Origin of the sequence: Mesorhizobium sp. M0185 (assembly GCF_040322175.1) — a bacterium.
In the GTDB taxonomy this organism is placed as follows: domain Bacteria; phylum Pseudomonadota; class Alphaproteobacteria; order Rhizobiales; family Rhizobiaceae; genus Mesorhizobium.
The window spans coordinates 42,703-53,271 of record NZ_JAMYSY010000043.1; the positions used below are offsets into that span (position 1 = coordinate 42,703).

Here is a 10,569-nt window from a genome sequence, read left to right on the forward strand (position 1 = left end):
ATCGGTTTCTGGATGATGCCGAGGCCCGGCTCGCGCCGGGCCTCGTCGCTTGGCGGTGGGGGAGGACGAGAATAGGCTTGCGTTCCTATTCTCCGCCGCCAAGCGAATGGACATAGACCGCGAGTTCCTTGACCTTGATCTCGCCGAGACGCCCGATCCAGGCCGGCATGACGCCATGCCTCGGGGCGCGGACCTGCGCGGCGATGGCTGTTTCGCCAGACCCGTAAAGCCAGATCGCGTCGGTCAGGTCGGGTGCGCCGAGCTCCCTGTTGCCCTTTGCATTCTCACCATGACAGGCCGCACAATTCTCGGCGAAAACATTGGCGCCGAGTTCGATCAGGCTTGTGTCCTGAATAGGATCGGAGAGGCTCGCGACATAGGCGCCGACCTGCTTGATCTGATCCGTCGTGATGATGTCGCCAAAAGCAGGCATTTCCGACAGGCGCGTATCCGGGTCTGATGCGAAGCGGATGCCGTGCGCAATCGTCTGCTGGATCTGTTCGGCGTTGCCACCCCACAGCCAATCGTCGTCGTTTAGGTTGGGAAAACCCTTGGACCCTTGAGCGCCCGAGCCATGGCACTGCACGCAATTGACCTTGAACGCGGCGCCACCTGCGGCGATGGCGAATTCGCGTAGCGTATTGTCGGCTGTAATCTCGGAGACGGTCTTCGCCTGAATGGCAGCGACAAATTTACCCTTGGCCACTTCGGCCGCCGCCAGTTCATTCTTGACGTCTCTGCGGCTCGAATACCCCAGCACACCCCTGGTCGCGGAAGTCAGCATCGGCCATGCCGGATAGACGACGGTGTAGCCGATCGCCCAGGCAATGGTGATGTAGAAGGTTATGACCCACCAGCGCGGAAGCGGGTTGTTGAGTTCCTTGATGCCGTCCCACTCATGGCCGGTCGTCGAGATGCCCGAAACCTCGTCGATATGCTCGCTGCCCATGATCAGTCGTCCTTGAGAGGAATGTGAGCGGCTCTCTCGGCTTGCCTGCGGCTGCCGGGACGAAATGCAAAGGCAACGCATCCGAGGAAGAAAAGTGCCATGGCAAGCAGGCCCCAGCTGTCGGCAAACTCCCGCATGAAATTGTAGGTCATCGCCATTCTCCTCAGCGGTAACCGGCGGCTTCGTCATAGGTCCTGAAATCGACCAGCGTGCCGAGCATCTGGAGATAGGCGACCAGCGCATCCATTTCGGTGACCTGCTGCGGATCGCCGTCGAAGTCCCCAACCTTGGCTTTCGGATAGCGTCTCTCCAGGCCCGATGTGTCGGCATTCGCATCGGCCTGCGCCATGAGATCGGCATTGGCATGAGCGATCATGTCGTCTGAATAGGGCACACCGACACGGCTGTTGGCGATCAGATGCGTCGAGAAATCCTTCACCTCGATTGGCATGTCCCTCAGAAACGCGTAGCTCGGCATGATCGATTCCGGCACCACGGAGCGTGGTTCGGTGAGATGCTGGACATGCCATGCGTTGGAGTAGCGGTCGCCGACCCGGGCGAGATCCGGCCCCGTGCGCTTCGAGCCCCACTGGAACGGGTGGTCGTACATCGACTCGGCCGCCAGGCTATAGTGGCCGTAGCGCTCGACTTCGTCGCGGAATGGCCTGATCATCTGGCTGTGGCAGAGGTAGCAGCCCTCGCGCACATAGATGTTGCGCCCGGCGAGCTCGAGCGGCGAATAGGGCCGCATGCCTTCGACCTTCTCGATGGTGTTGTCGAGATAGAAGAGCGGTGCGATCTCGACGATGCCGCCGACCGTTACGACCAGCAGGGACCCGAGGAGAAGAAGTGTGGCGTTCTTCTCGATGACCGCGTGTCTGTCCATCAGGCCCATTTTCTGGCTCCTGATCGCACAGGCTGGAGGGCGGGGATGGAGCGCGGCATCGGATCCTCCTCGCGCTGGTAGCCGAGGATGGTCATGGCGACGTTCCAGGCCATGATGAGGGCGCCCGACAGATACATCGCGCCGCCGATGGCACGCATGATGTAGTAGGGATGCATGGCGGCGACGGTTTCGGCGAAGGAGTAGACCAGGAAGCCCTGCTCGTTGTATTCGCGCCACATCAGGCCCTGCATGACGCCGGAGACCCACATCACCGCGGCGTAAACGACGATCCCAAGCGTCGCCAGCCAGAAGTGCCAGTTGACGAGCCGCAGCGAATAAAGCCGGTCGCGGTTCCATAACTTCGGGACCATGAAATAAATCGCGCCGAACGAGATCATGCCAACCCATCCGAGCGCGCCCGAATGGACGTGACCGATGGTCCAGTCGGTGTAGTGCGAGAGCGAGTTGACGGCCTTGATTGACATCATCGGGCCTTCGAAGGTGGACATCCCGTAAAAGGCGATGGCCATCACCATCATGCGGATGATCGGGTCGGTGCGCAGCCTGTCCCAGGCGCCCGAGAGCGTCATCAGGCCGTTTATCATGCCACCCCATGACGGCATCCAGAGCATGATGGAGAACACCATGCCGAGGGTCTGGGCCCAGTCCGGCAGGGCGGTGTAGTGGAGGTGGTGCGGACCGGCCCAGATGTAGAGAAAGATCAAAGCCCAGAAGTGGATGATCGACAGCCGGTAGGAATAGACGGGTCGGTTGGCCTGCTTGGGAACGAAATAATACATCATGCCGAGGAAGCCGGCGGTGAGGAAGAAGCCGACGGCATTGTGGCCGTACCACCATTGCGTCAGGGCGTCCTGTACGCCGGAGAAGGCTGAATAGCTCTTGGAGCCCAGGAAGGAGACCGGCATCGACAGGTTGTTGATCACATGCAGCATTGCGATGGTCACGATGAAGGCAAGGTAGAACCAGTTGGCGACATAGATGTGCGGTTCCTTGCGCTTTAGGATCGTGCCGAGGAACAGGATGAGATAGGCGACCCAGACAATGGTCAGCCACAGGTCCACATACCATTCGGGCTCGGCGTATTCGCGGCTCTCGGTTATGCCGAGCAGGTAGCCGGTCGCCGCCATGACGATGAAGAGCTGGTAGCCCCAGAACACGAACCAGCCGAGATCGCCGCCGAACAGCCGAGCGCGGCAGGTGCGCTGGACGACATACAGCGACGTGCAGAGCAGCGCATTGCCGCCGAAGGCGAAGACGACGCCCGACGTATGCAATGGCCGTAAACGGCCGAAATTGAACCAGGGCTGGATGTTGAGATCCGGGTAGGCGAGCTGCAGGGCGATGACCACGCCGACCAGCATGCCGACGACGCCCCAGAATACGGTGGCGATGGCACCGTAGCGGATCGGCCCATCCATGTAAGCGGCGGGGTCGATCGGAACTGCCGGCTTGAACTCCGTGTTGCGCAACAGAATCGCCGTGAAGCCAGCCACGGCGAAGAACAAAACCCACATATGCCGCCGAAAAGGTTCATCTACGCCGAAGCCGGCAGCCACCAGGGCCGCAAACGCAAACAGGCTTAGAAGGACGATCTCTGTGCCGAATTTCATCGCAAGCCCCGATTTCCGATTCCGGCGGGCGCCAAACCGCAGTGCCTTATTGCGCAGCCGTGGCCTGCTCGCCCTGATCCATGTCAGAGCCGCACGATTTTGCTTCGAGCAGGATCGAGTTCGGTGCGATCAGACTGTGGCGATCGAATGTGGAAGCGCGGCACCGGCCGCCACGCTTATGGACAGGCCCGGCGTCCCAGGTCGGGCCGGGTTTGGAGGCGATCGCGGGCGTGTGGGAAGCGCGCCTTCTGTGACGCTGGAAAGTAGGCCGATGCCTTGCCGAACGTCGATCGTTTCAATGCCTTGGGACAGCCAGCGCCAGCGTTGCGCTAACTTCGTGACATACATGGTTCGGGGAGACGGCGATTTTCCCCTGCGTATGAGTCGTATTGACTTCGGCCGAGTGCGATCCTGCCTGGAACAGCCGGTTGCACGTCGAGCACGTCGAGGATGGATGCTTCGCCGACGAGTTGGCCGAAACGCACCTGGCTCATGCGATCGGATGGAGAGCGGGCTGTCGCTATGCGACTTCTTCTAACGCCCAACGCGAGCATGCCCTGCCCCGAACGAAGTAAGTGACGTAGGCCATGCAGCTTCGGTGTCATTCAAACGGCGGTTGCGCCTCGGCCGCCGCAGCGCCGTTCCAGCCGGCTCATGCTGTCCACGGTGATACGGCGGTTGTTCTCGATCCGAATCACGCCGTCCATTCTCAGGCTGGTCAGCTGACGGCTCACGGTCTCGTTTGTAATTCCAAGGAAATCAGAGATGTCGGCACGCGTCATCGGCAGCTCGAAGCACGCCGACCTGGCCGCCGGGTCAACACTGGAACCGATGTTCCGGGCGATCATGAGGAGAAAGCTCGCCACCTTCTCCGGTGCGGTCTTGCGCCCCAGAGTCACCATCCATTCGCGTGCCTCGTCGAGTTCGTTCAGCGCCTGCTTGAACAGGCGATGCACAAATTCCGGTGATTCCTTCATCAACCGTTCGATGGCCGCTCTCGGAAACGAGCATAGCGAGACAGCTGTTGCCGCTTCCGCATTGATCGCGCTTTTCATCTTGAAGGGCCGTCCCAGAAAATCCGGCGCGAACTGGAGACCGACGATCTGCTGGCGGCCGTCCGAAAGGCTCTTCGTGAGCTTCACCACGCCTGAAAGCACGTTTGAATAACAGTCGACCGCCTCGGCGTCGCCGATCAGTTCGACCCCCGGCTCGATATTGTGCCGCGACGACGTCTTGGCGAGCTGAGCCAAATGGTCTGGTTCGAGCGCACCACAGACACCGCGGTGCCGTGCCTCGCAAGACAGGCAAAGAACGGGAATGCCGGAACTGTGAATGTCCTGCCGTAATGTCATTCGATCGCTCTACCGGTCCAGTGCGGGCAGGATAGCAATCGACGGTAGAAAAATCCTTGCGGCAGTTTGTCCGTGCTGAACGTTGATCGAAATCAGGGCTTAGGCTCATCCAAGCATCCACAGTTCCGGCGACGCAAACACGGTGGACCACGACATGCGACTGGAGCTAGCTGCCAGACTTGGCGAGAACGTCCCCCGCTATACCAGTTATCCGACCGCGCCGCATTTCCATGCGGGGGTCGATGCCGTCGTTTACCGAGGCTGGTTGGAGGCGCTCGAAGGTGGTGACGAGATATCGCTTTACCTGCATATTCCCTATTGCGACAGGCTCTGCTGGTTCTGCGCGTGCCATACCAAACAGACGCGCCACTACGAGCCGGTGGCCGCTTATCTGCGCTCGCTGTATGCGGAGATCGCGACGATTGGCGGCCTTGTCACCGGCAAGGGCCGAGTTCGCGCGGTTCATTTCGGCGGCGGTTCGCCGACGATGCTCAAACCGGAAGATATCGTGGCGCTGGGAACCGTCCTGCGCAACCGCTTCACGTTTCTCCCCGGTGCAAAGATCAGCGTTGAGATCGAACCCAACGATGTGGACGATGCCCGCCTCGATGCACTTGCCGAAATCGGCATGACAAGGGCGAGCCTCGGCGTCCAGGATTTCGACCCGAAGGTGCAGAAAGCGATCAACCGCGAGCAGACCTTTCTGCAGACCAAGACGGTTGTTGATGGCGTTCGTTCGCGCGGCGTCGAATCCGTCAATCTCGATCTGCTCTACGGCCTGCCGCATCAGACCAGGGAGAGCGTCGCCTCCACGGTTGCACAGGCCCTGACCCTGGAACCGGATCGGATCGCGCTTTTTGGCTACGCCCATGTGCCGTGGTTCAAGAAACATCAGACGATGATCGACAAGGCCTGGTTGCCGGGTCCGGCGGAGCGGTTTGCCCAATCGCAATTGGCAGCGCGGGCGATCATGGACCAGGGATACGAAGCAATCGGGCTCGATCATTTCGCCAAGCCGGGCGATGCGCTGGCGCTTGCGGCACGCGCCGGGACTTTGCACCGGAACTTCCAAGGCTACACCGAGGACTGCTACGAGACATTGATCGGCCTCGGCCCATCGTCCATCAGCCAGTTTCGCCAGGGCTATGCACAGAATATGCCTTCGACCGCCGAGTATGGACGCATGGTTGCTGATGGCGGGCTGGCCGCTGTTCGGGGTATCGCGCTTTCCGACGACGACCGTGTTCGCGGCTGGATCATCGAGCGATTGATGTGTGACTTCGCCTTCTCGGCGATTGAGCTGGTGGAGCGCTTTGGCGAAGCCGGCCAAAGACTTCTCCTCAAGGCGAGTTCCACGGCCCTCCAAGATCCTGCGCGGTTGCTTGAACTTGATGGTGACCGCTTCGTCGTGCCTGCGGAAAGCCGGCCCTTTGTCAGGAGCATCGCGGCAAAGTTCGACAAATATTTCGAAAGTGGAACGGCCAGGCACTCAGCGGCAGTCTGAGCACCGCAGAGGAACGGTCATGGTTCTCAGTCGATGGTGAACCGATTGCGCTACATTTTTCACTGTTGATCGGCGACCGTCGTGTCGAGACAGGATTCGGAGCGGACCAGACGCGTCTTGGTATAGCGACGATATCGTCCGGTCGTGCCTTCCGGCGCCGTATTCCATTTCGCAGTCCCTGAAGCGCCACGTCGAGTCCGGCCTCTTTTCTGTATCGGAAGCAGTCGACAATCGTCCTGGCCAGATCATGGTTGTCGGCCGACAGCTCCCTTCGGCCTTGCAACAAGAATCCGCAAGGACCCTGCCAGCTGCAGCAGGCGCCGCCGCATCGCACCACCACACTATCCACCCGTGGCTCGCGCTAACCTTTGATTGGTTCGCGCCAAGCCGACGCCCGTCGAAACCGAGCCTCGGCAACATTCCGAGTCGTAAGCGGCTGGCCACGCTCCTGGTGCCGGTGGCAGAAAGTCCGCAAGCACCCCGGCAGCGCCGTCAAGCGTGGGACAACCCGTCCACCCGAATATCCGCCGGCGCAGTTTCAGTGAAAAGCGGGCCCAGGCTAGACGGCTCTCTTGTTACCCCAGAGCATAACGTGCAGCTGCGGCAGCACACGGGCTTCGAACCACCTGTCGCGGGTCACGCTATCAACCAGCCACTCCATGCGCTTCAATATTCCGTCAAGGTCGACAGGCGCGTCTTCATTTGCGGGGCGTGGCGGCGTGTGATTGCCGGGTTGCAGATAGATCGGAAGTCGCGGAAATCTCGCAGCGGCGTCTTTCGCGTAGGCGTAGTCCCTTTCGTCGAAAACAATGAGCTTGAGCACGACTTGCGGCCTGCCTTGTGCCGCCTGGAGGCACGCCTCGAAAGCGGCCCAATCGGTCGTCATTTGGCTTGACGGCGGCTTTGGGCTGAGGACTAGCACGTCGAGGTCGGCAAACCAGTCCCTGGCCACCGAACCTTGGGTTTCCAGCGCAAAACGGTAACCTTCACCATGGCCTCGCTCGATGAGCGCGCCGAGGGGCTGGATGGCCGGATTGCCGCCTGACAGCGACACCATCAGCGGGCGGCCACCGGAAAGCGCAAGCACGTTTTGCCACACCGCGCCAATGGACATCATCTCCCATTCATGGCGGAATTGATTGTCCACCGCATGCAGGCTGTCGCACCAGGAACAGCGATAGTCACACCCGCCGGTTCTGACGAAGACCGTCGGCAAACCGATGAGCACGCCCTCGCCCTGGATCGTCGGCCCGAAAATCTCACTCACGCGGATTGCGGGATGCGTATCGGTCATGGCCGGTATTCCGCCCAGGTTTTCGGCGTTTCGCTCACCCGCACGGCCGAGGTTTCGCGCAGGCGTGCCTTGCACCATTCATAAAAATGTCTGGCCAGATATTCCGCCGTGACTTGCTCATGTCCCAACACGTCGTTGAGATGTCGGTGGTCGAAGCTCTCGTCGATGTAGCGTTTGAATGGCGCCAAATCGTGATAGTCGCGCACGAAGCCGTTGTCGTTCAGTCCATTCGCTGAAAGCTCCACTTCAACGATGTAGTTATGCCCGTGCAGGCGCGCGCATTGGTGATCGGGTGGCAACGAGGTGAGCTGATGCGAGGCTGAGAAGTGGAATTCCTTGGTGATGCGGAACATTACGCGGTCCTCCTTCGCAGCGCATCGAGCCAGAAGTCGGAGTCCTCGTAGTCGGTGGGGTCCGGCTGCCCAGAGAGATGAAACGCCTCGCGCCGCTCGACGCAGGTCCCGCACCTCCCGCAGTGACGCTCGGCGCCCTTGTAGCAGGACCAGGTCTGCGCAAACGGCGTGCCGTATGCTGCTCCATTCCTAACAATGTCCGCCTTCGTGAGATTCACATAGGGTGCATAAATGCGAATCTCCGCGTAGCCGTCGAGCGCGTGGTCCTGCATCATCTGGAAAGCGTCGATGAAGGCCGGACGGCAGTCGGGATAAATGAAATGATCCCCACCATGCACGGCCGTCGCCACCGCCTCAGCGCCGTGCGCTGCGGCGAAGCCGAAGGCAATGGCCAACATGATGGCGTTCCGGTTCGGCACCACCGTGACCTTCATCGTGTCTTCGGCGTAGTGCCCGTCGGGCACGTCCACATTATCGGTCAGCGCGGAGCCGGAAAGGCCGCCGCCGATCTCGTGGATGTCGATGATGCGGTGCGGGACGCTCAGTCGCTCCGCGCAAAGGGCGGCGAAGCCCAATTCCTTCCTATGCCGTTGGCCGTAATCGAAAGATAGGAGGCCGGCGAGTTCGTGCTCCGCTGCCACCTTGTGAGCAAGGGTAACGGAGTCCAATCCGCCGGAGCAGACGACGAGAGTCTTCATTTTTGGGTCCTTGTTTTAACCGGGTAGGCTGCGACCGGAGATTTCTCTGCGCTCCCAGTACTTCAGGAAATCCATTTTGTGAAGTGAAGGGGGGACGAGTTTCATGCGCTGACGTGCAGCTGTGTGCAAGGCGCCCTCGCGGTGAGCCTGCAAGGAACACTGACTAGCGAAACGTCACGCTTCAGCGGAATGCTCAAAGGCGAGCGCACCAGAATAAGCTCTGCAGGAGGTCCGGACCTTCGTAAACAAAGTTCTCGACGATCAAGCGCCCGGCGGTCCCGAGCTTCGAGGGACGCCACCGCGAGGGTTTCAGGTACTAGACGGCCCAAGGATGGGCTTGCCGCAAACAACGGACTTACCAGTGGGATGTTCAGCGACGCCGATGCAGATGTCTGGAATGATCACGACATCAATTGTCGCGGCAACTTTGGCTGGCCTGCTCCTCGGGTTCCGTAGATCCAGCGCATTCCGCTTCAGGATCGGTTCGAACCGGAGCACTCCCTCGGTCAATGGACGTCCGGCAACGACCTGAATGATCGGTCGTGAGCCGACATCTGTGAACAAGCGGTGTGGTCGATTGCTATCACCCATGTGTTGCGCGCAGGTACCTTATGGCAGTGGATGAACTGGATTTGATGGTTTTACAGCTGGCGGTCGAAAGCGTCCGCTCGCTCTCCTTAAGCTTCGCTGAAAAGGCCGCCGAGGTAGCCACCAGGAGCCGCGGCATCCTGCTTTTCGACGTGCGGGTCGACGGTGATGCGGGGGTCCAGCGGGTCGCAGCCATCCGATATCAGGGCGACCAGATCGGCGTGCTGGCGTTGGACAGACAGGGCCTTGTTACCCACCATTGCATCGTCAACGGTACGTTCTCACATTTAATTGCGCCCTTGGAGAACTGGCACAGCATGCCCCTGTCGATGCAGGCCAAGATCGATGCCAACGGCCATGCCAGTCTCTTCCTAGGGGCCTTGCGAAATGCCGGACATTTGCTGGGCAGCTAGCATTTGGCCAGAATGCATCTGTGAATTTTTGCATGCGCATCGCTGCCGAACCGCCGGCATGATTGTCGTGCTCGAAAACGGCGGCGGCGATAGCGGCAAAGCGATCGCCGCGATCATGGCGATCAACGCGTGGGCGTTGCATCGATGCGCGATCGTTTGAGACGGAGATCTCCGCCTGGCATCGAGCAACATGCACGGAGGTACGCAAAGCGCAAATGCATCAAGTAGTTGAAGGGACGAGCCCCTCGCGCAAATGGAGCTTGCGCTGCCGTTGTCGTCCCATCGTGCCGCCGAACTCGGGGGCGTGACGATCGACCACGATGGCCTATTTTTTTGCAAAGCCGAATGTCCCGATTCCGAAGCCAAGGAAAAAACTCCGACCACAGCGAAGAATAGTAACAACACGGCGACGCGAGCCGCCTTGCGCTCTAGCAGGGGAGGTGCTTGCGGTGCTCTCACCGACACAAGATCGCAAATGGCACGTGGGTGAGCACCAGAACTGGCGACACGCATGGTGATCGGCTTGACTCGCTGGAGGAAGCACAAGGCCTCAGTGGGCGGAGGCGCCAGCGACGGTCGAATACTGACTGGCTGCTCGGGATCTGATCGTTGAAATGACGTAGGATTTGGTTGCTTAAGCCGATCCGAACCATTTCCCGGAGACCACACCCACCATGAACGATCTTGCGCTGCCGCTGAGCGGTTTGTCATCAGTCGGCGGCAAGTCCGTCGTCGCCCGTTTCGACGGCGGCATGCTGTCGTCCAACAGCGGCGTTCTGGCCTTGGCCGAGGTGGAAAAGCGGTTGCGGGTGGCCGAGCGTCTGGCGCGTTGCATCGACGATCCGCGCTGCCCGGACCAGGTCGTCCACAGCCTGGCGGACATGATCGGCTTTCGCATGAA

At 60.4% G+C, this 10,569-nt stretch carries 11 protein-coding genes; 3 read left to right on the top strand and 8 right to left on the bottom strand.

Annotated features, from left to right (window positions below; all coding sequences use genetic code 11):
• Positions 1–85 precede the first annotated feature (85 nt).
• The 5 genes from ccoP to NKJ20_RS26310 all read right to left on the bottom strand — a co-directional run bounded on the left by ccoP (position 86) and on the right by NKJ20_RS26310 (position 4,818).
• Positions 86–949, bottom strand: a complete 864-nt coding sequence (gene ccoP, locus NKJ20_RS26290) for a cytochrome-c oxidase, cbb3-type subunit III (protein WP_352748091.1) — start codon at positions 947–949, stop codon at positions 86–88.
• A gap of 2 nt (positions 950–951) precedes the next feature.
• Positions 952–1,101, bottom strand: coding sequence for a cbb3-type cytochrome c oxidase subunit 3 (locus tag NKJ20_RS26295; RefSeq protein ID WP_352457387.1), 150 nt, complete (start codon positions 1,099–1,101; stop codon positions 952–954).
• Between the two features lie 11 nt (positions 1,102–1,112).
• Positions 1,113–1,844 carry a cytochrome-c oxidase, cbb3-type subunit II gene (ccoO, locus tag NKJ20_RS26300; protein ID WP_352748092.1) on the bottom strand — a complete coding sequence of 244 codons (732 nt, stop codon included), beginning with the start codon at positions 1,842–1,844 and terminating at the stop codon, positions 1,113–1,115.
• Positions 1,835–3,466, bottom strand: coding sequence for a cytochrome-c oxidase, cbb3-type subunit I (gene ccoN / locus NKJ20_RS26305; RefSeq protein WP_352748094.1), 1,632 nt, complete (start codon positions 3,464–3,466; stop codon positions 1,835–1,837). The genes ccoO and ccoN overlap by 10 nt, the downstream gene beginning before the upstream one ends.
• A gap of 605 nt (positions 3,467–4,071) precedes the next feature.
• Positions 4,072–4,818 (bottom strand): Crp/Fnr family transcriptional regulator, encoded by a 747-nt coding sequence (locus NKJ20_RS26310; RefSeq protein WP_352690206.1) that lies wholly within the window; start codon positions 4,816–4,818, stop codon positions 4,072–4,074.
• 154 nt (positions 4,819–4,972) lie between these two features.
• Between NKJ20_RS26310 and hemN the strand changes: the two genes are divergently transcribed.
• A complete protein-coding gene (gene hemN, locus NKJ20_RS26315) occupies positions 4,973–6,322 on the top strand; it encodes an oxygen-independent coproporphyrinogen III oxidase (RefSeq protein WP_352748097.1) in 1,350 nt (449 codons plus the stop codon).
• Between the two features lie 559 nt (positions 6,323–6,881).
• Here hemN and queE read toward each other — a convergent pair.
• Genes queE through queC form a run of 3 tightly spaced genes read right to left on the bottom strand, consistent with a single transcriptional unit; the run spans position 6,882 to position 8,667 of the window.
• Positions 6,882–7,616, bottom strand: a complete 735-nt coding sequence (queE, locus tag NKJ20_RS26320; RefSeq protein WP_352453860.1) for a 7-carboxy-7-deazaguanine synthase QueE — start codon at positions 7,614–7,616, stop codon at positions 6,882–6,884.
• Positions 7,613–7,969 carry a 6-carboxytetrahydropterin synthase QueD gene (gene queD / locus NKJ20_RS26325; RefSeq protein WP_023722053.1) on the bottom strand — a complete coding sequence of 119 codons (357 nt, stop codon included), beginning with the start codon at positions 7,967–7,969 and terminating at the stop codon, positions 7,613–7,615. The genes queE and queD overlap by 4 nt, the downstream gene beginning before the upstream one ends.
• The gene (gene queC, locus NKJ20_RS26330) at positions 7,969–8,667 is read right to left on the bottom strand and encodes a 7-cyano-7-deazaguanine synthase QueC (RefSeq protein ID WP_031194962.1); all 699 of its coding nucleotides are present in this window, start codon (positions 8,665–8,667) and stop codon (positions 7,969–7,971) included. The genes queD and queC overlap by 1 nt, the downstream gene beginning before the upstream one ends.
• A 611-nt stretch (positions 8,668–9,278) precedes the next feature.
• Here queC and NKJ20_RS26335 point away from each other — a divergent pair.
• Positions 9,279–9,668 (top strand): hypothetical protein, encoded by a 390-nt coding sequence (locus tag NKJ20_RS26335; RefSeq protein WP_352748099.1) that lies wholly within the window; start codon positions 9,279–9,281, stop codon positions 9,666–9,668.
• Between the two features lie 674 nt (positions 9,669–10,342).
• Positions 10,343–10,569: transposase (locus tag NKJ20_RS26340; protein ID WP_352748101.1), on the top strand; the 227-nt coding region annotated here is incomplete at its 3' end.

What these genes read in the sequence shown, in the direction of transcription:
- ccoP (WP_352748091.1), bottom strand. Translation starts at nt 949, where the DNA reads ATGGGCAGCGAGCATATCGACGAGGTTTCGGGCATCTCGACGACCGGC.
- NKJ20_RS26295 (WP_352457387.1), bottom strand. Translation starts at nt 1,101, where the DNA reads ATGACCTACAATTTCATGCGGGAGTTTGCCGACAGCTGGGGCCTGCTT.
- ccoO (WP_352748092.1), bottom strand. Translation starts at nt 1,844, where the DNA reads ATGGGCCTGATGGACAGACACGCGGTCATCGAGAAGAACGCCACACTT.
- ccoN (WP_352748094.1), bottom strand. Translation starts at nt 3,466, where the DNA reads ATGAAATTCGGCACAGAGATCGTCCTTCTAAGCCTGTTTGCGTTTGCG.
- NKJ20_RS26310 (WP_352690206.1), bottom strand. Translation starts at nt 4,818, where the DNA reads ATGACATTACGGCAGGACATTCACAGTTCCGGCATTCCCGTTCTTTGC.
- hemN (WP_352748097.1), top strand. Translation starts at nt 4,973, where the DNA reads ATGCGACTGGAGCTAGCTGCCAGACTTGGCGAGAACGTCCCCCGCTAT.
- queE (WP_352453860.1), bottom strand. Translation starts at nt 7,616, where the DNA reads ATGACCGATACGCATCCCGCAATCCGCGTGAGTGAGATTTTCGGGCCG.
- queD (WP_023722053.1), bottom strand. Translation starts at nt 7,969, where the DNA reads ATGTTCCGCATCACCAAGGAATTCCACTTCTCAGCCTCGCATCAGCTC.
- queC (WP_031194962.1), bottom strand. Translation starts at nt 8,667, where the DNA reads ATGAAGACTCTCGTCGTCTGCTCCGGCGGATTGGACTCCGTTACCCTT.
- NKJ20_RS26335 (WP_352748099.1), top strand. Translation starts at nt 9,279, where the DNA reads ATGGCAGTGGATGAACTGGATTTGATGGTTTTACAGCTGGCGGTCGAA.